Origin of the sequence: Comamonas jiangduensis (assembly GCF_030162955.1) — a bacterium.
In the GTDB taxonomy this organism is placed as follows: Bacteria; Pseudomonadota; Gammaproteobacteria; order Burkholderiales; family Burkholderiaceae_C; genus Comamonas; species Comamonas jiangduensis.
Genome location: NZ_JARXOV010000001.1, coordinates 275889 through 299349, shown reverse-complemented (window position 1 = coordinate 299349; position 23461 = coordinate 275889). Strand labels below are relative to the sequence as shown.

14 protein-coding genes are annotated in these 23461 nt (G+C 61.2%); 4 read left to right on the top strand and 10 right to left on the bottom strand.

Going from position 1 to position 23461, the window contains the following annotated elements:
- Positions 1-63: 63 nt before the first annotated feature.
- Positions 64-2022, bottom strand: coding sequence for a bifunctional diguanylate cyclase/phosphodiesterase (locus QEP12_RS01310; protein WP_284213127.1), 1959 nt, complete (start codon positions 2020-2022; stop codon positions 64-66).
- Positions 2023-2364: 342 nt separating this feature from the next.
- Here QEP12_RS01310 and QEP12_RS01305 point away from each other — a divergent pair, with 342 nt between their 5' ends.
- From QEP12_RS01305 to lldD, 3 genes are all read left to right on the top strand, one after another.
- The gene (locus tag QEP12_RS01305) at positions 2365-4164 is read left to right on the top strand and encodes an L-lactate permease (RefSeq protein ID WP_174863019.1); all 1800 of its coding nucleotides are present in this window, start codon (positions 2365-2367) and stop codon (positions 4162-4164) included.
- Between the two features lie 69 nt (positions 4165-4233).
- Complete coding sequence (gene lldR / locus QEP12_RS01300; RefSeq protein WP_284213126.1) at positions 4234-5001, top strand: transcriptional regulator LldR; 768 nt, start codon at positions 4234-4236, stop codon at positions 4999-5001.
- Positions 4998-6137, top strand: coding sequence for an FMN-dependent L-lactate dehydrogenase LldD (gene lldD / locus QEP12_RS01295; RefSeq protein WP_210929470.1), 1140 nt, complete (start codon positions 4998-5000; stop codon positions 6135-6137). Before lldR ends, lldD begins: the two co-directional genes overlap by 4 nt.
- 32 nt (positions 6138-6169) lie before the next feature.
- On the opposite strand, the gene pbpC is transcribed toward lldD, so the two are convergent.
- Both pbpC and QEP12_RS01285 read right to left on the bottom strand, forming a co-directional pair.
- Complete coding sequence (gene pbpC / locus QEP12_RS01290) at positions 6170-8575, bottom strand: penicillin-binding protein 1C (protein WP_431308048.1); 2406 nt, start codon at positions 8573-8575, stop codon at positions 6170-6172.
- Positions 8576-8579: 4 nt separating this feature from the next.
- Complete coding sequence (locus tag QEP12_RS01285) at positions 8580-9461, bottom strand: endonuclease/exonuclease/phosphatase family protein (RefSeq protein WP_174863518.1); 882 nt, start codon at positions 9459-9461, stop codon at positions 8580-8582.
- Between the two features lie 139 nt (positions 9462-9600).
- On the opposite strand from QEP12_RS01285, the gene tenA reads away from it, so the two are divergent.
- Positions 9601-10263, top strand: a complete 663-nt coding sequence (gene tenA, locus QEP12_RS01280; RefSeq protein ID WP_284213124.1) for a thiaminase II — start codon at positions 9601-9603, stop codon at positions 10261-10263.
- Between the two features lie 148 nt (positions 10264-10411).
- On the opposite strand, the gene QEP12_RS01275 is transcribed toward tenA, so the two are convergent.
- The 7 genes from QEP12_RS01275 to QEP12_RS01245 all read right to left on the bottom strand — a co-directional run bounded on the left by QEP12_RS01275 (position 10412) and on the right by QEP12_RS01245 (position 23299).
- Complete coding sequence (locus tag QEP12_RS01275; RefSeq protein ID WP_174863517.1) at positions 10412-11236, bottom strand: carbohydrate ABC transporter permease; 825 nt, start codon at positions 11234-11236, stop codon at positions 10412-10414.
- Positions 11233-12135 carry a carbohydrate ABC transporter permease gene (locus QEP12_RS01270; RefSeq protein WP_284213122.1) on the bottom strand — a complete coding sequence of 301 codons (903 nt, stop codon included), beginning with the start codon at positions 12133-12135 and terminating at the stop codon, positions 11233-11235. Before QEP12_RS01270 ends, QEP12_RS01275 begins: the two co-directional genes overlap by 4 nt.
- A 129-nt stretch (positions 12136-12264) precedes the next feature.
- Positions 12265-13551 (bottom strand): ABC transporter substrate-binding protein, encoded by a 1287-nt coding sequence (locus QEP12_RS01265; protein WP_219162757.1) that lies wholly within the window; start codon positions 13549-13551, stop codon positions 12265-12267.
- Positions 13552-13584: 33 nt separating this feature from the next.
- Complete coding sequence (locus QEP12_RS01260) at positions 13585-14625, bottom strand: ABC transporter ATP-binding protein (protein ID WP_284213121.1); 1041 nt, start codon at positions 14623-14625, stop codon at positions 13585-13587.
- Between the two features lie 117 nt (positions 14626-14742).
- Positions 14743-16800: a BCCT family transporter gene (locus tag QEP12_RS01255; protein ID WP_284213120.1), complete on the bottom strand. Its 2058-nt coding sequence runs from the start codon at positions 16798-16800 to the stop codon at positions 14743-14745.
- Between the two features lie 190 nt (positions 16801-16990).
- Positions 16991-17293, bottom strand: a complete 303-nt coding sequence (locus QEP12_RS01250; RefSeq protein WP_174863515.1) for a YciI-like protein — start codon at positions 17291-17293, stop codon at positions 16991-16993.
- 87 nt (positions 17294-17380) lie between these two features.
- Positions 17381-23299 (bottom strand): alpha-2-macroglobulin family protein, encoded by a 5919-nt coding sequence (locus QEP12_RS01245; protein ID WP_284213119.1) that lies wholly within the window; start codon positions 23297-23299, stop codon positions 17381-17383.
- Positions 23300-23461 lie beyond the last annotated feature (162 nt).

The following is a 23461-nucleotide window of genomic DNA, read 5'->3' as shown; positions in this document are numbered from 1 at the left end:
GTGCTGCCACCACCCAGCCTGGGCATGCACATCGTGCGCAAGCAAGATGGCGAAAAGTGTGGCTTACGCCTTGGGGCCGACGACCGCCTGGGCGGCGGCTTCAGCGCGCGCCAGCAGCACAGCCTCTGCGTGGACCTGGTACAAGCGAATCTGGTGGCGCCCGGCCTGCTTGGACGCGTACATCGCCGTATCGGCACAGTGCAGCAGCGCATCCCACTGCAGGGCATGGTCGGGGTACAGCGCCACACCACCGCTGGCGTGCAGCACATAGCTTGCCCCCTGCCACACAAACGGTGTAGCGCACGCTTGCTGCACTTTGTGCGCAATGCTTTGCAGGTGCGCTTTAGAAGCCAGCTCGCACAGCAAAATCACAAACTCATCGCCACCCAAGCGGCATACGGTATCGCTTTCGCGCACACTGGCTTGCAGCGCTTTGGCCGCATGCACCAGCGCAGCATCCCCCGCCTGGTGCCCCAGGCGGTCATTGATTTGCTTGAAGCCATCCAGATCCAGGTACAGCACCGCAAGCATGTCGCCCGTGCGCTTGCTGTGCGCCATGGCTTGCTGCGCCCGATCCTGCAGCAGTGTGCGATTGGGCAAACCGGTGAGCACGTCATGGAACGCCAGACGCTGCATGCGCGCCTCATGGGCTGCCGCCACCGTGACATCACGCAGCACCGCCACAGCCCCCAGCACATGGCCATCAAAGGATTTGACCAAGCTGGCCGACTCATCCATCTCCAGCAGCTCGCCACTGCCTCGGTGCAGCAGCGTCGTGCGGGAGCGGTCTACGGTTTTGCCGCTTTCCAGTGCACGGCGCAGCGCCGATGCCTGCGCACCCCCAGCCACGGCATAGGGCAAGGCATGCAAAACTTCGATGGGGTGGTTCTCCACCTCCCGCATCTCCAGACCGGTAATTTGCCGCGCCACCGGATTCAGGTAGGTGATATGGCCTTGCGCGTCGGTACACACCACGGCATCACCAATCGACTGCAGCGTCAAGCGCATGCGCTCTTTTTCTGTGAACAGATCTGCCTCTGTGGCCTCTCTGCGCGTCAGCTCGCGCACAAATAGCACCGCCAAGCCCAGGCAGCTGACCATCAGCAAAGCGGCAAAACCTGCAAGCTGCCGCGCATTGCGGCGCCAGGACTGAAAGATGGAATACGTGGACTGCGCCACATTCACCACCACCGGGAAATGGCCTACACGGTTGTGGGTGTACAAGCGCTCCACACCATCAATCACCGCCGTGCCCACAAAGCTGCCTTGGGGAACAGCCACAAACTGCGCCAAATTGCCCGAGCCCGCCAAGCTGTGCGGTGCGGTAGTTTCTTGATAGGGAAAACGCGTCAGCACCAGACCATCTTCCCGAATGACATTCACCCCGCTGTGCGCCCCCAAATCCATGGTGGAGAGCCAGGCGTTGATCTCTTGCATGCGCAGCATGCCCACCACCACGCCATTGAGCACCCCATATTTACCGCGTATGGCACGGGCAATCGGCAATACATATTCGCCCATGCGCAATTCTTTGGTGGGCTGGCCAATAAAAACGCCCGGAAACTGGTGAACCCGAAACGCCTGAAAGAAATCATGGGACACAAACTGCTTGCCCACACTTTGCACGCCCAACGCACGGTGTACGACCCGCCCCTGGTCATCCAAGACCAATAAATCACTGTTATGGATATCGCGCCATAAAGCATCCAGCAATGCGCGGTGTGATTCGCTGTCCTCTTGCCCTTCCAGCGCGCGCACTTCATTGAGTGCAATCGCGGTTTTCTGGAGCGACAAATCCACGGCATCCAGGGACCACTCCAGCCCCTTGGCCAAGGTACTGCTCAAGTTGGTGTTGGTGCGCAACTGATAGTCCCAATGCTCCTGGTGCATGGACCACATGGTGTGCGCGAACAGCGCACCAATGCCCAGCGACACAACCACCGCCAGCCAAGCGACGCGGTGTGAAAGAAAACGGAGCAGCATGGACTTCATCATGGACTTGCGCATTTTAGGAAGGCCCATCACGTTGCGCTTAGATGCAGCGCAATGCCTGTGCTGCATTTTTTAAAACGCTGCATTATCGAAAGCCATCGATGAGGTGCAAAAGCAGGGCTTGTGCAATCGCACTCCCTACGTGTGGATAAGCGTTGAACCTGCGCACCGACTGGTATTACCAATCAACAAAAAACAAGGGTAAACCACGAAAAAACAGACAAAAACCGGGAAATAGAGTCCATGCAATGACTTTTACAATCTGCAGCTCAACATTAAATAATATTGGTACGACCAATTAAAACCATGCAAAGGTGACGTGGCATTCATAAGCCACGCGCCCGTGCGCAGCCACCCTTGGAGACATCACACATGAATCTTGGACACACGCTTTTAGCCCTCACCCCGATTGCGGTGGTGTTTCTTTTGATGGTGGTTTTAGGGCGATCGGCCAAACTCTCCATGAGTTCGGCCTACTTGGTCACAGCGCTGTTGGCACTGTTTGTGTGGCAGGCGCCCGGTGCGGTAATCGCTGCTGCCACCATCAACGGAGTGGTAACGGCCATCACCTTGCTGTTTATCGTTTTCGGCGCGGTGCTGCTGCTCAACACCCTCAAAGAAAGCGGTGCACTGCTGGCCATCCGCCAAGGCTTCATGGATGTCTCTCCTGACCGCCGCGTGCAAGTCATCATCGTGGCGTGGCTGTTTGGTTCGCTGATTGAAGGCTCGTCGGGCTTTGGCACGCCTTCCGCCGTGGGCGCTCCTTTGCTGCTGGCGCTGGGCTTCCCAGCCATGGCTGCGGTGATGGCAGTGCTGGTCATCCAGTCCACCCCCGTGTCCTTTGGTGCGGTAGGCACTCCCATGCTGGTGGGCGTGCGCTCGGGCATTGACAACAAGACCGATGTGGCGCAATTGCTGGCTCCCATGCAGCCGCTGGAGTACCTGCAGCAAATCGTGGAAAACGTGGCCATGATTCACGCGCTGGTGGGTTTCGTGATTCCGCTGATTCTGTGCGGCATGCTCACCCGCTTCTTCGGTGCCCAACAATCCTTCACCGAAGGCCTCAAGGCTTGGAAATTTGCACTGTTCGCCGGCATGGCCTTCACCCTGCCCTACTACCTGATTGCCCGCGTATTAGGCCCTGAGTTCCCCTCGATGGTCGGTGCACTGGTTGGTCTGGTCATCGTGATCAGCGCTGCCAAAAAAGGCTTCTTGGTTCCCAAACAAAGCTTTGACTTCCCCCCCCGTGCAGCCTGGGAGCAAAAGTGGCTGGGCACCGTCTCTAACGATGCTGACAGCTCTGCAACCACAGCGGCCAAGTTCTCGGTGCTGCGTGCGTTTTCTCCCTATGTGCTGGTGGTTGCCCTGCTGATCCTCACCCGCACCGTGGCACCGCTGAAGGCCTTTTTGACCGGCCCTTTGACCACGCTGAAGATTCCTGCGCTGTTTGGCACCAATATCTCGCCCTCGGCACAGTTCCTGTACTCGCCCGGTTTCATCCTGATCCTGGCATCGCTGGCCTGTATCTTGATCTTCAGCATGAAGCAAGGCCAATATGGTCGCGCTGTGAAGTCTTCCGCACACACCATGGTGGAGGCGGCGCCCGCCTTGCTGCTGGCCGTACCGATGGTGCAGGTGTTCATCAATTCCGCCTCGGCTGACGGCTCGATGCTGAGCATGCCTTTGGTGCTGGCACAGGGTGCCGCCGCCCTGGCCGGCAATGCATGGCCCAATGTGTCGCCTTGGGTGGGCAGCCTGGGTGCATTCATTGCAGGCTCCAACACCGTCAGCAACATGATGTTTGCCTACTTCCAGTTCTCTACCGCACAGCAAATTGCGCTGAATCTGGATCAATCGGCCGTCGTGGTGGCATTGCAAGCGGTGGGCGGTGCTGCAGGCAACATGATCTGCGTGCACAACGTGGTCGCTGCGGGCGCTGTGGTTGGCATGATGAACCGTGAAGGTGAAGTCATCCGCAAGACCTTGGTTCCTATGGCCTACTACTGCATTCAAGCGGGCTTGATTGGCCAAGCGCTCATCACCGGTAGCCTGGGCTGGTGGGTAGCTGCTGCCGTGTGGCTGGTGGTGGTGCTGGCGGCCCTGTCGATGACCAAGGGCAAGCCTTTGGCAGCTGGCGGGCACCAAGGCCAAAACCTGGCCGCTGCGCGCTAAAGCAGCTGCCTCGGCTATCTCGACGGGATCAACGAATTCGCTGTGGGCGTTATGGACCGAGTCACCAACATGCGAATTTCCGATCAGATAGCCGAGCAGCTTTACACCCTCATTCAGCAGCGCCAGCTGCAGCCCGGCCAGCGTCTGCCCGCCGAGCGACAGCTGGCCGAAGATCTGGGTGTGTCGCGCACCGCACTGCGCGAAGCCATTCAAAAACTCTCCAGCCGCGGCCTGCTGGAGAGCCGTATCGGGGCTGGCACCTTTGTGCAAACCCCGCCCAGCCAGCCCAACTGGCATGAACAGGTCATCTCCCCGCTGGTTCCCCTGATGCGCGATGACCCCCAGTACCGCTACGACGTACTGGAAACCCGACAAAGCCTGGAAGTCAGCACCGCCTGGCATGCGGCCCAGCGTGCAACCGCCCAGGACAAGACGCGCATTCAGCGCAGCTTTGACGCTTTGCTGCACTACCAGCACCTGCAAGATACCGAAGCCTCTGCCAATGCCGATGCGCAGTTCCATCTGGCGATTGCGGAGGCTTCCCACAATGCCGTCATCGTGCAAGTCATGCGCAGCCTGTTTGAGCTGATGCTCAACACCGTGGCCGAAAACCGCCGCCTGATGTTTGTGCATGACAACACCAAAGTGCTGGAGCAATTGACGCAACAGCACTACCAGCTCATGCAAGCCATTTTGAATGGCGAGCCGGAGCAAGCCCGCAGCGTGATCAGCGATCACCTGAATTTTGTCCACGACAAACTCACCCAAGCCGATGCAGACACGGCCCGGCTTCAGCGCCTGGGACGCCTTTCACCTTCTGTTGCGACCTCGTCATGATTATTTCCTCCACCACCGACTACCGTGCTGCGGCACAAAAGCGTTTGCCTCCGTTTCTGTTTCACTACATTGACGGTGGTGCTTATGCAGAAAAAACGCTGGCCCGCAACGTGGATGACCTGGCCAACGTGGCCCTGCGCCAGCGCGTGCTCAAAGACATGAGCCAGCTGGACACCAGCATTGAGCTGTTTGGCGAAAAGCTATCGCTGCCCGTAACGCTGGCCCCCGTCGGCCTGACGGGCATGTTCGCGCGCCGCGGTGAAGTGCAGGCCGCCATGGCCGCTGACCAAAAAGGCATTCCCTTCACGATGTCCAGCGTCTCGGTCTGCCCGATCGAGGAAGTCGCCCCCAAGCTCAACCGCCCCATGTGGTTCCAGCTGTACGTGCTCAAAGACCGCGGCTTCATGAAAAACGCGCTGGAGCGCGCGCAGGCGGCCGGCGTTTCCACCCTGGTATTCACGGTCGACATGCCCGTGCCGGGAGCGCGCTACCGCGACGCACACTCCGGCATGAGCGGCCCCAACGCCGCCATGCGCCGCTATGTGCAGTCCGTGCTGCACCCACAGTGGGCGCTGGATGTGGGCCTGCTGGGCCGCCCCCACACCCTGGGCAACATCTCCACCTACATGGGCAAAAACGTCAGCCTGGAAGACTACATGGGCTATCTGGGGGCTAACTTTGACCCCTCCATCTCGTGGAAAGACCTGGAATGGATTCGTGATTCCTGGAAGGGGCCCATGGTCATCAAGGGCATTCTGGACGCGGAAGATGCCAAGGATGCCGTGCGCTTTGGTGCTGACGGCATCATCGTCTCCAACCACGGCGGCCGCCAGCTCGATGGCGTACTGTCTTCGGCCAGCGCCCTGCCCGCAATTGCTGACGCGGTCAAAGGCCAGATCAAGATATTGGCCGACTCGGGCATCCGCAACGGGCTGGACATTGTGCGCATGCTGGCCCTGGGCGCAGACTGCACGATGATTGGCCGCGCTTTCATCTACGCACTGGCCGCCGAAGGCGGCGCCGGCGTGACCAACCTGCTGAACCTGCTGGAAAAAGAAATGCGCGTGGCCATGACGCTGACCAGCGTGAAAAACGTGGCCGAGATCACCGGCGACTTGCTGGTGCGCGAGCGCTGATTCTCTGCGGCCGATTGGGCCGCCCCACGCATTCAGCGCGAACGTGCTGAAGGCACAGATGAAGAAGCCCTTTGCTGCTGACGAGCCCCTGCACCGCGCACTTCCAGCTCCACACTGTCTTGCAACTGGCCTGCGGCATCCCGCAGCTCCAGCCGGTGGCGCCCCGGCCAAGGCAGCCACGCCACAGGGCTGCCGCGCCCCAGCTCCTGGCGCACGGTTTCCCCGTGCGGCTGGCGCGTCACCAACTGCCAGCGCAGCCCCTGCGGCTGCCAACCGGCGCTGCCCGCCCCCACAGGCCGGGCCTGCAGCTGCACCCGCTGGTGCTGGGGGGGGATGTCGGGGTCCAGCGCCAAAATGGTGCCGCTGACCGGCTGCGCAATCTGGGCATGCACGGCAGGCAACGCATTTTTGATAGCTGCTTGCGCTTGATTCTTAGTCTTTTCAGATACTTTCATACCTGGAGTGCTTGAATCGCGAGCGCTAGCAGCTTTCCCTTCTATAGCAAACACGGGCTGCTGCGTTCCCTCCAGAAACCACTCCTTGCGTCCCGGCTCTAGCGCCGCAGCACCCGCAGCCGCAGCCGCCACAAATTGCACCGCCTGCGGGCGCAAGCCTGGGGGCGCTGACGGCGCACGGCTGGGCAGCCGCGCATGCAGCGCGGCCATGATGTCGGCCCAGATGGGCGCTGCACCGCTGCTGCCACTGACGCCATGCATGGCTTCGCCCGAGGCATTGCCCACCCACACGCCCACGGTGTAGCGCTGCGACCAGCCCACCGCCCAGTTGTCACGCATGTCTTTGCTGGTGCCGGTTTTCACCGCCGTCCAAAACCGTGTGGCCAGCACACTATCCAGCCCAAAGGTGCTGGCGCGGGCTTGAGCGTCCGACAATATATCGCCCACCACAAATGCGGCCTGCGGCGACAGCACCTGCACCGGCTTGGCGCGCGGTGCTGCACCCAAAACCGCAGGTGCCACGGGCGCAAACTGGCCGCCGTTGGCCAAGGCCCGGTAGGCATTCGTCAGATGCAGCAGCGGCACTTCTGCACTGCCCAGCGCCAAGCTGTAGCCGTAATACCCGGCGTTTTCACGCAGCGGCAGTCCCAGCTGACGCAGCTGGTTAAAAAACGCATCCGGCGTCACCATCACCAGCGTGCGCACGGCGGGCACATTCAGCGATGCGGCCAGTGCCATGCGCACCGACACCCAGCCTTTAAAGCGCCGGTCATAGTTTTGCGGAATGTACAGGCCCGATGGCGTGGCAATCTCGGCCGCAGAATCTTCCAGCAGCGAGGCCGCTGTCAGGCGGCGCTCGTCCAGCGCCTGCGCATACAGAAAAGGCTTGAGGGTTGAGCCCGGCTGGCGCCACGCCAGCACACCATCTACCTCGCTGGCCTGGCTGAGCGTGCCCGATGAGCCCACCCACGCCAGCACCTCACCGCTGCGGTTGTCCAGCACCACCGCCGCGCCGTCTTGCACATTGCGCCCTTGCAGCTCTCGCAAATGGCGCTGCAAACTCTCTTGCGCTGCACGCTGCACCGGTGCGCTGAGCGTGGTGGCAATACCTTGCCGGGGAATGGCTTGTGCATGGTCATAACCTGCCCACACACGCTGCGCCCAGTGCGCAGCATCACCTTCTGTCGCAGGCCAAAGGCGTGCCCGCAAGGCCTGTTCGGTGCGCCATTGCACTGTGGTGCACCCCGCTTGGGGTGCTGCATGTGAGGCGGTCTTGGGTGCGCCGTTCGTAGGGATCGCATGCGGCTGCAAGTCTTGCCAGACCGCACAGGCGCGCTGCGCCACCACGGCCGCACTGGCATTGGGGCCGCGCACCAAGGCTGCGGCAATCGCAGACTCCATCTCATCGAGGCCATGCGCAGCTTTGCCAAACAAGGTGCGGCTGAGGGCATCAATACCCACCAACTCCCCCTTGAAAGGCAGCAGGTTCAGATAGGCCTCCAGAATCTGGTCTTTGCGCCAGCGCCGCTCCAGCTGCGTTGCAGCCAGCGCCTGACCCAGCTTTTGCCCCATGCTGCGCCCGCTGGCACTGGCGCGCCAGTCCTCGTCCAGCAGCCCCGCCAATTGCATGGTGATGGTGCTGGCACCGCGTGTTTTGCTGTTCCACAGATTGCCCCAGGCCGCAGCAGAAACAGCGCGCCAGTCCACCCCGCTGTGGGCATAAAAACGCTGGTCTTCGCTCACCAGCAAGGCCAGGCGCAAGGCAGGCGATACCTCACTCAAGGCCACCCAGGCGCCGCGACGCACCTGGCTGTTGGTGCGCAGGCGCTGCAGCACCTCACCTTCGCGCGAGAGGATGTACGTTTCTGAAGACTGAAAGCTGCTGCGCACTTCGTGCGGCGTGGGTAAGGCCCAAGCCCACGCGGGCAGGCACAGCACACCCAGCGCCGCCAGCCACCGCCAGCCTGCAAGAGAGACTGGCAAACGCTCAGCCCAGCACAACGCGCACAGGCTGGTGGTCTGAGGCCTGCGTTTGCTGGTTCACTTCAAAGCTGCGCACCTTGTCGTATAGGCTGTCGCTGACCCAGACAAAATCGCAAGCGCCTGGCTCAGGGCCAAACTGGCGGTCAAACAATCGGAAGGTATCGGGCTGGGGCTGATGGGTGCGCAGCACGCGCCATGCATCATTCCAGGCCGCGCCCACCACGCCTTCGGGCCAGCCCGCCTCCAGGCACTCAATCACGGCTGCGGGAGAACTCAGCGCCGCGTACTCCAGCTCGTGCGACTCGAAGTTGAAATCGCCACACAGCACGGCATGCTCTGTGCACGGTTTGCGCTGGAAAGGCGAGCCGTCGTCCGCGAGCGGCGGTGGTGCAAACACCTGCGACAACGCTTCAAAGTGCATGCGACGCAAATACCGCGCTTGCGCCATGCGCTGGCGTTTGGAGTAGTACTCCAAATGCGTCGTCAGCACGCGCACCGGGCCCAGCAGGGGGTCTTGCACCGTCACCACGGTACACATGCGCTGCATGGTGCGTACGTGCTGATCGCCCGGGTAGGGCAGCGGGTAGTGCTGCACCTGCAGCACCGGCAGCCGCGTGGCAATCAGATTGCCAAACTGTTGCTCGCCAGCCTCGGTCCATTCGTGCACGGCAGCGCCAAAAAAAACCGACCAGCCGGGCAGCAGGGCTTGCAACTGCTGCACCTGATGGGCGGCACCACCCCTTAGTTGGGGGTAGTTGATGGCAATTTCCTGCAGGCACAACACATCGCATTCGCCCATGGCTTGCACGGTCTGGACAATGCGCTCGGGGCGCACCTCACCGTCCAGGCCGCAGCACCATTGGGTATTCCAAGTGACTAAATGCATGACACACTCTCATTAAGCATGGTGAGACGAACCGTGACGACACGCTCACACAGGCTGAAACATACCTGTTCTTGTCGCCCTACAGTGCATTTCATCCGAGTTTGAGATTTTTTTCTGCTATTTCATCACCTTTACAACCATGACTTTTTGTGAACAAGCATGGCAGCGCAATCTGCCACTCTTTAACGCCACCGTGGCCTTACCTTTCAACCAGGCACTAGCCAACGGCAGTCTGGCGCGTGACGTTTTTCAGCATTACATGATCCAAGACGCCCACTATCTGGTGGCGTTTGGCCGTGCCTTGGCGATTGCGGGTGGCAAGGCCGATGATGCCGAAGGTGTAGTGCAGTTTTCGCAAGCCGCCCAAGAAGCCGTGGTGACCGAGCGCCTGCTGCACAACAGCTTTATGCGTGCCTACGATGTCACGCCAGAGATATTCCAGCGCACACCGCTGTCGCCCGCCTGCCACCACTACTGCCACTTTTTGCAGTCCACGGCGTGGAGCCGCCCCTACGCGGTAGCCCTGGCGGCGCTGCTGCCGTGCTTTTGGATTTATGCCGAAGTCGGGGTCGAACTGCAAAAACGCAGCGTGCCGGGCAACCCTTACCAAGGCTGGATCGACACCTACGGCGGCGAGGAGTTCCACGCCCACGTGCGTGCCGTGCGCGAGACCGTCGATGCCGTGGCCGCGCAGGCAGACGCCAAAACTGTGACCGAGATGCACCAAGCCTATACCGATGCAGCGCGACTGGAATGGATGTTCTGGGACAGCGCTTACCACATGGCGGTGTGGCCCTGCTGAACGCGCATGCTGAGCCTGCATGCTCAGGCATTAACAAAAAAAGTAGCTTGTAGCGCTTGAAAAACAAGGGTTTTAGATAGAAAAGTATCTGAAACCCTTTTTTCATCAGCACAACCAGCTCTCTTTTTTATAAAAGGGCCGGGTGGAGTTACTTGATCCCAGCGCGCATAAAGCTTTGCACAAACTGGCGCTGGAACAGGATGAAGGCAATCAGCAGCGGCGCCGATGTCATCAACGTGGCGGCTGTGATGGTGGACCAGTCCACCCCCTGCTCCACGCTGGAAAACACCTGCAGCCCCACGGTGAGCGGGCGCGACTCCACGCTGTTGGTGATGATGAGCGGCCACAGAAAATTGTTCCAGTGAAAGCTCACCGACACCAGCGCAAACGCGGTGTACACCGGCTTGGCCAGCGGCACATACACGCGCCACAAAATTTGCAGCGTGCTGGCACCTTCCACGCGGGCAGCCTCATCCAGCTCTTTGGGAATGCCCATGAAGGTTTGGCGCAACAAGAAGATCGCAAAGGCCGAGGCGAAGTACGGCAGGCCGATGGCCAGCAAAGTGTCCACCAGCCCCAGCTTGGCCATGGTCTGGTAGTTCTCCACCAGCAAGATGTCCGGCATGATCATCAGCTGCACCAGCACCAGCGCAAACGCCACATGCTTGCCGCGGAACTCATAGCGCGCAAACGCAAAAGCCGCCAGGGTGGACAGCACCAACTGCACCGCCAAAATCAGCAACACCAGCACCGTGGTGTTGAAAAAATAACGGGCAAAGGGGGCCGCTTCCCAGGCGTTGCGAAAGTTTTGCAACGTCCAGGGCGCGCTCAGGTCAAAACGAATCGCGTACTCACTGGGGTGAAAGGCGGTCCAAAACGCATAGGCCAGCGGCAAGATCCACAACAGCGCCAATGTCCACGCCGCCAGGGTATCGAGCCAGGTGTGGCGGTAAATCACAGCGGGTGCGCTCATTGGTAATGCACCTTTTTATCCAGCACGAAAAACTGAAACAGCGCCACGCCCGCCAGCACCGCCACCAGCACCACCGTGATGGCCGCCGCGTAGGCCGTGTCCCAGAACTTGAAGCCCACCTCATACAGGTGGTACAGCAGCAGCGTGGTGGCATTGTCGGGGCCGCCGCGCGTGAGGATGAACACATGGTCCACCAGGCGGAAGGCATTGATCACGGCATTGATCAGCACAAACAGCGTGGTCGGCATGAGCAACGGCCACTGCACGCGACGAAAGAAGTACCAGCGCGAGGCCCCCTCAATGGCCGCTGCTTCTTTCAAACTGGGGTTCAAGGTTTGCAGTGCCGCCAGATAGAAAATCATGAAAAAACCGGCCTCTTTCCACACCGCCACCAGCGTCACGCAGGCCAGGGCTGTGGCCGGATCGCCCAGCCAGTTGTGTGACGCAAAGCCCAGCGCGCCCGTGAACTGCTCCAGCAGCCCATATTGCGGGGTGTAGAAAAACAGCCAGATATTGGCCACGGCAATCATGGGCAACACCGTGGGGGTGAAATACGCCATGCGCAAAAAAGTGCGCCCGGCAATCCGTTCATTCACCCACACGGCCATCAGCAGCGCCAGCCCGATCGATGCCGGAATGGTGGCCGCTGCAAACCACAGGTTGTTGCGCACCGCCTGCCAAAACACGGGGTCATCGGCCATGACGGCGTAATTCTCCAGCCCCACCCACTGTGCTGGCTGCGCGCCCTTGGGCGTGGAGAAAAAACTATCGATCAGCGTGGCCACGGTGGGCCAGTGCGTAAACGTCACCAACAACACCAGGGCTGGCAACAGCAGCAGCCACGCATGCATGCTGCGTTGGCTGGCACCAGCCATGGGTGATGAAACAGAACCTGACATGCGTTCCCAACTTCTCACATCAAACAACAAGCGCCTTGCCCGAATGCGCGGTCTTGTAAACCGCATGCGGCAAGGCGTGATGCAGACAAAGCCGCAGCACAGGGCTGCACCCGCTTTGTCCGCGTGGCATCAGCGGTAGCTGCGCAAGATGCGATCGGCTTCTTTTTGCGCATCTTTCATGGCTTGGGCTGAGGTCTTGGTGCCGTTGAGCGCGGCTTGAACGGCATCGTTGAGCACCTTGGTCACGCGCTGGTTTTCGTGGGTCGAAAACTCCGCCACCGATACGGGCAGCTGGTCACGCGCTACCAATGCCTGCGGAAATTCTTGACCGTACTTTTTCAGCACCGGGGTGTCATACGCTGCTTGCGACACGGCCACGTAGCCGCTGTCCATGCTCCACTGCGCCGCGCGCTCGGGCTGGGTGATCCACTGCGCAAACTTGAAAGCTGCTTCTTGCTGTGCCTTGGGTGCGCTCTTGAAGATGTAGAAATTGCCGCCGCCGGTGGGTGAACCCTTGCGCACATGGCCCGCAATCTGGCCCACGCCGAAGTCAAACTTGGCATTGGCTTTGATGTTGGTGAGGTTGCCGGTCGTGGTCACGATAATGGCGGCCTTCTTTTCCATGAAGTCCTTGGGTGTGGTGCCCCACTCGACCACGCCTTTGGGATGTACGCCATCTTTGGCCAGATTGACCCACATCTCCAGCGCTTCGATGACCTTGGGGTGGTCGAAGGTCACCTTCGTGCCCGCTTCGTTGGCCAGCAGCACATCGTTGGGGGTAGTGAAGGTTTGCAGCATCCAGTAGGCAAAGCCTGTGGACGGAATTTGAATGCCGTACTGCGTGACGTTGCCGTTGGCGTCTTTCTTGGTCAGCTTTTTGGCGGCGTCCTTCAACTCCGCCCAGGTCTGGGGCGCCTTGTTGGGGTCCAGCCCCGCTTCCTTGAAGGCTTCCTTGTTGTAGTACATCACCACCGTGGAGCGCTGAAACGGCACCCCCCAGGTCTTGCCACCCGTCTGGCTGTTGGCCATGAACGCCGGGTAAAAGCCCTTGAGCCACACCTTGTCGGCATCGGTCTTCACAAAATCGTCGATGGGCACGATGGCATCTTCATCGATCAGCGTGAACATGTCGGTGGACAGCAGCACCGAAGTGGCCGGCGCCTTGCCCGACTTGTGCGCGGTCAGCGCCTTCACAATGGTTTCTTGGTAGGTGCCCGCATAAATCGGCACGATTTTGTATTCCGGGTGGGCCTTGTTGAAGTCTGCCGCATAGCCGTCAATCGTTTTGGTGATGGGGCCACCTACGGCAACCGGGTAATAAAACGGCACTTCCACAGGCGTTTGCGCCCAGGCTGCGGCGGTCATGCCCAGCACTGCGGCTGCGGCCGAAGCCTTCAGGAAGGTCTTGCGTTGCATAGTGATTGCTCCTCGCGGGTAGAAAAAATGGATTCAGGCGGCCATGCGCTGGCCATGGGTGTCAAAGAAGTGCATATCCGCACGGTGCCAGTGCAGCGGCACCTGCTGCCCTATTTCCGGCAGCAGGCTGCCGGGCGCGCGCACCGTCAGGGTTTCGTGTCCAACCTGGCAACGCAGCACCACATCAGCGCCCAGATACTCTTGCCCGGTCACTTGCGCCTGCACCGCTACGCTGTCTGCGGTGGGGGCTTCGCCCCAGTGCACGGCTTCGGGCCGCAGCCCCATGCTGGCGGCGGCCACGCTGCCCGTTTGCAACGGGCTGCCCACAATGCAGCCGTCTTGCAAACGCAGCAAATTCATGGCGGGAGTGCCAATAAAGCGTGCAGCAAAAGTTGTCGCAGGCTGCGCATACATGGCGCGCGGTGCGGCGTATTGCTCCACCTTGCCTTGGTGCAGCAGCACCACTTGGTCGGCCATGCTCATGGCTTCGGCCTGGTCGTGCGTGACGTACACCACGGTCAGCCCCAGGCGCTGTTGCAGCTCACGCAGCTCAGAGCGCATTTCCTGGCGCAACTGGGCATCAAGGTTGGACAGCGGCTCGTCCATCAGGCACACATGGGCCTGGGCCACCAGGGCGCGCCCCAGCGCCACACGCTGTTGTTGACCGCCGGACAGCTGCCCCGGTTTGCGATCCAGCAAATGCGACAGCCCCAGCAAATCCGCCGCTTCTGCCAAGCGCTGCTGCGCTTGGGCTTTGGGCACTTTGCGCACCGACAAGCCAAAGCCAATGTTGTCGCGCACGCTCAGGTGCGGGAAAAGCGCGTAGTTTTGAAACACCATGGCAATGCCGCGCTCGGCAGGCGGCAGGTGCGTGACATCTTTGCCACCAATCCGCACGCGGCCGGAAGTGGCGCTTTCCAGCCCAGCAATGATGCGCAACGTGGTGGATTTACCGCAGCCCGAGGGGCCGAGGAGCACACAGAATGAGCCTGCAGGAATCTGCAAATTCATGGCGCGCAAGGCCGTGGTGTCTCCCCACGACTTGGCGACTTGTTCGAGTTCAATGGTCGACATAGCGAACCAGTTTATGCAGGCTATATGTCTATGTCATGACGACTTCGTCGGTGATAACCCTCTAAAAATCACGCATCGTCACAAATACTTCATCACCCCATCGCCCCACACCACCGCTCAGGACTCGGTATGCCCTGGCGCCCGGTTGAGCAGCACCGCGCGCTGGTCGGCGCTGACCGACAGGTAACGCTCATAGTTACGCAAAATGTCTGCAATCAATTCTTCATGGCGCAGGTATTGAATGTCATACCCCTCGCGGCCATCGGCAAAGAAGGTCACCGGCTCCACCACATGGCGCCGCTGGTTGGCCGCTTCATCGGTCACCTCGGTCAGCATAAAACCTGGCAACTTGCGTGCCAGGGGCCGCACGCCGTAGACAAAGTCACGCAGCTGCGGCGCGGGTATCACCAGGCGCACCGTGCCCGCCTCCGCGCCTTCGGTGCTGGCACTATCGTCATGCACCTGGACCTGCACGCCTTGGCGCTGCAGCTCGGCCGCCACATCACGCATGGCAGGCAGCACGGTTTTTTGCAAAAAGCTTTTCACATCGCTGGCGGAGGGTTGGTGCACGATCAGCTCCAAGCGCTTGCGCCAGTGCTGGCCCGTCCAGAAATTGGTGGCAGGCGACAGGTCTTGCCGGGCATGCGTCACGTCGGCCTTCATGCCGCGCCACAAGCCGATGCACAGCACCCCCATGATGGCAGCCACTGGCATGGCCGCGACCAGCGTCATGGCCTGCAAGGCCTTGAGCCCCCCTGCCAGCAGCAGCACCACGGCGGTCACACCCAGTACCGCTGCCCAGAACAGCCGCTGCCAGATGGGTGACTGCGGATCACCGCGCGAAGCAATGGCATCCACCACATAGGCGCCAGAGTCGGCCGAGGTCACAAAAAACAGCGCAATCAACACAATCGCCAGCCATGACACGGCCCGGGTCAGCGGCAGGTATTCAAAAAAGCGAAACAGCAAGGCATCCACATTGCCAGCGGATTGCGCCAGCGCGCCCTGGGCTACATGGGTGTCGATCCAGATGGCGCCATTGCCAAATGCCGTCATCCACAGCAGATTGAAGGCCGTGGGAATCAGCAGCACACCGATGATGAACTCGCGCACGGTGCGGCCGCGCGAAATACGGGCGATGAACATGCCCACAAAAGGTGACCACGAAATCCACCATGCCCAGTACAGAATGGTCCAGCCACCAAACCACTGCGGGTCTTGGGCAGGCTCATAGGCAAAGGTGCGCAGCGACATGCTGATCAACTCAGAGGCGTAGTGGCCAATGTTTTCACTGAAGGCCTGCAGCAAAAACACCGTGGGGCCGCACACCAGCACAAAGCCCAGCAGCACAAACGTCAGGATCAGATTCAGCTCAGACAGGCGGCGCACCCCTTTGTCCAGCCCGGAAGCGGCCGACAGGGCTGCCAACCCCACCACGCCCACAATCACGCCGATGCGAAATGCCGAGGTGCTGGTGTCCCACCCCGTCACCAGATTCAGGCCCGCAGCCAATTGCATGGCCCCATAGCCCAGCGTGGTCGCCAAGCCCGCAATCGTGCCCACCAAGGCAAACGCATCCACCCCGTGGCCAATCGGGCCGTTGATGCGGTGCTGCAGCAAGGGGTACAAGCCAGAACGCATGGTCAGCGGCAGGTTGTAGCGAAAGCCGAAGTAGGCCAGCGTCAAGCCCATCACACCGTAAATGGCCCAGGCGTGAAAGCCCCAGTGAAAGAAGGTGGACGCCAGCGCCTCCTTGGCCGCGCCTGCCGTGCCTGCCATCTGGGTGGGAGGATTCAGGTAATGCTGCAGCGGCTCACCAACACCAAAGTACATCAGGCCAATGCCCATGCCCGCAGCAAACAGCATGGCCGTCCACGACACAAAGCTGAACTCAGGCTTGGCATCGTCCGGGCCGAGGCGGATATCGCCATAGCGGCTGACCGCCAGCAGCACCAGAAACAGCAAAAACAGCGTGACGATGACGGTGTAGAACCAGTCAAAATGCCCCACCACCCAGGTCTGGGCGCGGGAGAACATGCGGTCGGCCAGCGCGGGAAAAGCGCCACACAGCACCAGCAGCGCCACCAACACCAGCAAAGCGGGCACCACCACCGGGGCTGAGAAGGTCGTCTTGGGTGCAGTGCGTGCACCCGGTTCATTGACTGGAGTGTTCATGGTCGTCACGCGGCGAAAGGACTGAGAGTCGGAGTATGTGCACCCCGCCGCCAAGCAGCACGTCAGACAAAGCACGCAGTCTGGCTGCTTGCTTCCAAAAAAGTAACAGTCAACGCTTTCCAGACCTTATTTTCAAGGCTAAATTACATTAAACCCCTTTAAAAACGAGCGCTGGCAGCTACTTTTTTAATTATTCCGGCCGAATCGGCGTGTGCGCCTGGTCACCCACCACCGTGGTCCACGGCTGAATACGGTAGCTGCGCACCAGGCCATTTTGAAAATACGCATCGGCTTGCACAAACTGCTCGACCGCCTGTGCGTTGTCGCAGTCAAACACCAGCACGGCGCTGTCCGCCGGATCACCCACGGCGCCCCCCAGCAGCAATGCGCCGCGCGCTTGCCACTCCCAGGCCTGGCGCAAGTGGGCGTTGCGGAATTGCCCCCGGCGCTCCAGGTAATCATCGGTGTAGTGGTAGGTCAGCAAATAGTGCATACAACGTCTTTCAGGTATTGGTAAAGCGGGGATTGTCGGCCGGATGCAGGTGCAGCACCGTCACACGGCCGACGCAAAGCCTGCTGCTCAAGGCTGCGCCACCTTCCAGCGCGCGTTGGGCAACTCGCCAAACATTTCGGGCGCGTACAGGGCTTCCGCCCGCGTGGGCGGCAGCGCAAAGTCGCCCGCGTTGTTCAAGCGCACGGTGTATTCCACGGCAGCGTTGCCTTTGGGCAGATAGCTCCAGTAGACCCGATAGCTGTCTTGGCCACGCTCCACAAAATCAGGCCTCGCGCCGTCAGCCGCAGCCTCGCCTTGCTGGGCAATTTCCGAGTCGCGCCCCAGGCCACTGCCCAAAATGGTGGCTCCAGCAGGAATGGGGTCGCTCAACGCCACCCAGGTCATGTCTGCACTGGCGCTCACCTCCAGCCGAATGCGCACCACATCCCCGCGCTTCCAGTTTTGGCTGTTGGCGCCCTGCACTGCCGTCACGGTTTTCTTGAGCACGTAACCGGCATTCATGACTTGGGTGCGCGGCACGGCAGCCACCGACTGGAAACCCACCCACGGCTTGCCCGTGCCACGGTGTTGCACGCTGAGCTGGCCCATCCGGCGCTCACCCCACGGCAGGAATACGGTGCGGCCCGTACTGTCTGCGCTTTGCGCGCTGCCGGCGGGCACCGCAGTGGCAGCCACAGGCTCACCCCCTGCCGCTGCAGGCGCAGCATTCCAGTGCACGGTCTGGGTGGCAGTACCCAGCAAGGCGGTGGTATTGCCCGTGACCGCTTCGCGCTCATAGCGCTGGGAGAACTGGCGCAGCGCCAGCCCTGCCCAGGTATTGGCCGTGGTCGTCCCCCAGGAACCCTGCTTTTGGCGGGCCAGCAAGCCCGTCACCAGCCGCGTGCGCTCGGCCTCCCATGCCTGATCGTCCATGGTGGTCAGCAGCAGGCGCGCCACGTTCACATCCGCGCTTTGCATCAGCCACCACCACTGGTCTTGGGCATCGGTGCTAAAGCCCACTTGAGAGCCTTGGTAGGACAAGCGGGTTTTGAGCAGTTGTTGCACTTCTGCCAAGCGTTCAGCATGGCCCGGCACTTGCGGCATGTGCTGCAAGATGCTGAGCCAGTCGATCAGCGCATGCGTTGGCCACTCTTGCGGCGCAAGGCGAATGCTCTCCAACATGGCAGGCCGCGCCTTGCCACTGCGCGCCAGCGCGGCAATGGCCGCCAGCTTGCGCACATCCAGATCTTTGCGCGGGCTCCAGTGCTTGCGCTCTATGCGCCCCTCTACCCAGGCGATCAGGCCCGATTCCATGCGCGCCTGCTCGGCGGCCGGCAGTTGCAGGCTTGCATCCACGGCCTTGAGGCTGTGGTGCACCGCCAGCAAATGTGCCGTCAGCGTGTCGCTGCCCTGTGCGCGGCGGCTGTCCTGCGGCGGGAAATACATGGCCAGGCCATCGTCGTCCAGATAAGTTGGCAGCTGCGCCATGGTTTGCTGCCACAGCGCTGGGTCGCGCAAGCCAATGGCCTTGCCCACGGTTTGCTCCAGGCAGGCATACGGGTAGGCTGCCCACCAGTCACGCAGCCCGGGCACCCCTTCATCCTTGTCGGCCAGCTTGTCGCTGAACGACAGGCGCACCCCGCCCCTGCCGGGCAGGGCGTTGTCAGGCCAGCTCAAAGCTTGCTCCCAGCGGCCATCAATTTGTGTGATGGTGGCTTGCTGCACCGCCAGCGGCACAGCGGGCAGCAAGCGCTGTTGCACCACCAGACTGTCTTTGGCACCGGTTCGGGCATCCTGGGCATCAATGCGCCACGGCCACTCGCTCTGGGCGGCTTGTGCCAAGCTGTTGGGCACCGTCACCTCCCACGTCACTTCCCGTGCCGCTTGGGCGGGCACCTCCACCGTTTGCGCTTTCAACGCGACACCGCCTGCATGGGGTTGCAACTTGACCTGCATGGACTGGGCGGTGCTGTTGCGCACGGTCAGCATGGCGCGGAACTGATCACCCTCGCGCACCACTGGCGGCAGACCGCTGATCACTTGCAAGTCTTGGCTGGTGCGAATGTCCACACTCCCCGTGCCAAAGCGCTGCACCCCGTCGTCCGCCACCGCCACGATGGTGAAGCTGGTGAGTGCGTCGTTGAGCGGCACCTCAACCACAGCTTGGCCTTGTGCATTCAACTGCACCTTGGGGTTCCACAGCAGCAGCGTGTCGAGCAGCTCTCGCGTGGGTGCGCCTTGGCCACCGCCACCGCCCGGTGCTGCAGCCTTACGCCCATAGTGGCGGCGCCCCACCACTTCCATCTGTGCCGTGGCGGTATCCACCGCCCAGCCACGGCGCTGCCACATGGCAGCGCGCAAATCCCAGCTGCGGTTGGGCGACAACTCCAGCAGGGCTTTGTCTACTGCGGCCACTGCCACTTCGGCATGCGCAGCTGGCTTGCCATCGGGCAGCGTGGCACGGATGGTGACTTTGGCTGTTTCACGGATTTGGTAGCCACTTTTATCGGCCTGCACCACCACGTGCAACTGCTGCGAGCGGTCTTGCACCTGCAACTCAGCCACACCCAAGCGGAACGCGGGCTTGCTCAAATCCACCATGGCGGTGGGTGCCACATATTCTTTGCCGCCATACCAAAACGCGTTCCACCACTGGCGCGGTGCTTTGTAGCCCCAGGTGAAGAAGCTGTACCACGGCACTTCATACAAGCGCCCACGCAAGGCCAGCACACTCACAAACACATTGGGGCCCCAGCCAGCTTGCACGGGCAATGCAATCGTTGGATCTTTGCCCTCCAACTGCATGACCTGGGTGTACAGCACGCCTTCACGCTCCACACTCACCAAGGCCGTCGCTTCACGGAAAGGCATGCGCACTTGCAGCTTGGCGGTTTCTCCGGGGCTGTAGCTGGTTTTTTCCGCCAGCACATCCATACGGTCATGGTCTTGCCCCCCAAACCACAACTCGCCTTGCCCCGTTACCCATACGGTGTCTGACGCCTGCGCAGTATGGCCTTGCTGGTCTTGGGCAGAAGCAATCAGCTCCACCTCACCGGTTTCCACCACCTGTACCTCGCACAGCAGCAAACCACGTGCGTCGCTCTTGCCGCTGCACACCTCGCCCAAACGCTTGCTGCTACGCTGGTTGTCATACGTATAAAAACCGCCCACCAAACGCTTGCGGGTGGTGGTGGTGGTGTGCTGCACCGCCTGCACCTTCAATGGCACCCCGGCTTGCGGATTGCCTTGGGTGTCCACCGCCACCGCTTGCAAACGCATCTTGCGGCCCACCGACATCCACCCCTCGGTGCGAATCCCCGCCAACACTGCCGAAGGCCACACGCTGTGGCTGCTGCGCAGGGTCTGGATTTCGCCATTCGGGTCAGCAAAGCTGGCCTCCAGCACCAAATCTTGTGCGGCTTGTACCGGGGCTAAAGCAGGCAGCGTCACCTGGCCCTGCCCCTGTGCATCCAAGCTCACGGGCAGCTTATCAGCCACCAAGCGTGCGCCATCGCCACCACTGTCTTCCGCCGCACGATCCACCTCCTGCTGGGAACGCGGCGCACGGAAGCTGTAGCCCGCCCAGCGTTCAAAACTCACCCCACGCTCACGCAGCAGGGCACTGACTTGCACAGGATGGCCGCTGGCGGCACCGCCATTGATAAAGTTCAGGCTGACCGCCACCGGAATTGCCTTGGGCTGCACCAGTGCCGTTTTGTCCACAGGCTGCACGCTGCCTTGAAAGACCGGCAGGCGAAATGCCTCCACCCGGAACTCACCCGACTGCAGCACGCGCTGGCCGCCATGGGCCTGCTCTGGCCAGCGCAGCTCTACCGTGTACAAGCCCAGCTTGGCGGCTGCGGGGGCTACAAAACTGCTGATGGCATTGCGCCCACCGTTGTCCGTGGCCGCCCATTGCAGTGACTGCTTGTATTGCTGGCCACTGCCGACATGGGTAATCACCAGTTCTGCAGGCCAGTCTTGTGGCAGCGCCAGCCCTTGCAAGGTTTGCTGGCGCACAAAGTGCTTCATCGACACGGTTTCACCGGCGCGCACTAGATTCCGGTCCAGCACCGTATGCGCCACCAATTCGGGCCCGCGCCCCCAAGAAGTAGGCATATTGAAACGCCATGGCTCAATACCACGCTGCCAATCGCTCCAGACAAACGCCATGTCTGGCACGCCTTTGTCGCTGTAGCGTGCACTGGCAAACCACTGGCCGCTGCCTTCGTGGTTGTTACAGCGCGGCGCCTCCTTGTCCAAATCCGGCAGCATCAGCAGACCTTGGGCATCGGTCTTGCCTGCAGCGTGGGGCTTGCCCCGGCAATCTGATACTTGCACATCAGCACCCGCCACAGGTTTGCCCTTGTCCAGCGAAGTCACCCACACTGCAGCGCCTTCACGCCCGAGCTTGAGGTGCACCGCCAAATTGGTGACTAAGGCCGAGGTACGCACAAACATGCTGCGCTGGGCCCCCATGCGTTCGTCCAGCAACGCAGCGCCCAGCCGGGGCGACTCCACCTCCAGCACATGAAAGCCCGGTGTGGAAATGGGTATGCCCACCACTTCAAAAGGGCGCGGATCGCCATCCTGGGATTTGGGCAGATGCAAGGTCTGCACACCCGCTTGCCCTTGGAGCAGCGACACCGTGCGTGGCGCGATGGAATCGCGATCTTCCTCATCCAGCGGTGCAGGCAGGGGAGATTTCAGATCCCGCTGCGCATCCTTGCGGCGCATCCAGCTGCGGTCATAGCGCTGCACCAAGTCCCACCAGCGGATGATGTCGGCATCAGTGCCTACCCGCAGATTCCGCACTTGTGCCCCCGCAGCGCGGGCTGGGGCGCCTGCGCTGCTGTCCATGGTCTCCACCTTGCGCACCGTCACCGGTAACACGGCGGTGCCATCCTCGCCTTCCGCAAAGCGCTCCAGCACGCCAAACGGTGCGGCCGCAAACTTCACCAGCGGTGGTGTATCTCCCATGGTCAGAGCCATGGGGAAAGCCCCCACATTCGCCAGACTGCGCCCCGCATCGTCTTGAAAATTTTCGGGCAACACCAACTGGTATTTGCCCAAAGGCTCCAGCGGTGCTGGAAAACGTACCTCGCTGAAGGTGGTTAGGGTCTCTTTATCCAGCACCGGCTGGATTTTTTTGCCATGGAGCACCAGTTGCACCTGCTTGGCCTGTGCCTGCGGCACCGGTGCAGAAAAAGACAGCACCAGATCACGAATCGGCAAGCAACCGGCGTTCGCGCGTTCACGCTGGCACTGCAGCTCTGCCGTAAAGGCTGGGCGCACCTGGTAATCCAGCGTTTGAGGGTGCTTGTTGCTCACCCCACTGGCCATCTGTACGCCGGCGCCATACACCAGTTGCATGCGGCTGCCTGCGGTCAAACGCCGGTTGCACTCCAGCGCCACATAACTGCCTTTGTCCTGGATGTCCAAGGCTTTGAGCACTGCTTGCGTCTTGCTGGCATCCAGCAGGCGCACCGGAATGCGCTCGCCCACACCTTCAGCCCGGCAATGCACGTGCTGCTGCAAGCTGGGAGCGGTGGCTGCGCCGTTGAGCTTGAGTACAAAGGTCTGCGCTTCATCCACGGCTTCATACGTGGCTGGCCATGTCTGAATGATGGTGGGCCCAGCAACTTCAAACTGATAGCTAGCAGCGCCCGTCAACACTGCGCCAGAAGGCGATTTGAATGATTTTTCGGGCTGAATCTGGCAACGCGTGCCTGCAGGCACGGGCTGGTTGAATTGCCACACCCACTCGCGCGCATGGTTCCAACGCCCCATGCCTTGGGCAGCCTGTGCTGGCACACACTGCACCCGCACCGGCGCTGGCGCTTGGGCGTTGCCCAGCCGCACTGCATCGGCAGAGGTCTGCACCACAATTTGCTGGACCTCATTGACACTACCGCTGGGCGTCACCTGGCTGATAGACAGCGCATGGGCGCCCCCACTCAGGCCCGCACCCAGCGCTACCAGCACCCATAACCGTGTCGAATACATGCCCATGCCTCTTTGGAGAGAGCAGCCAACACCATCACTGCACCCTCTTGCGGTGTGCGCAAAGGCGGTCTCAGCTTGTACGCGCCCACAGATGCCAACTGATCTTTGTTAGGAAATGGGCCATAGCCTAGCATTGAGCGACCACCACTCCTAGCCCGGATA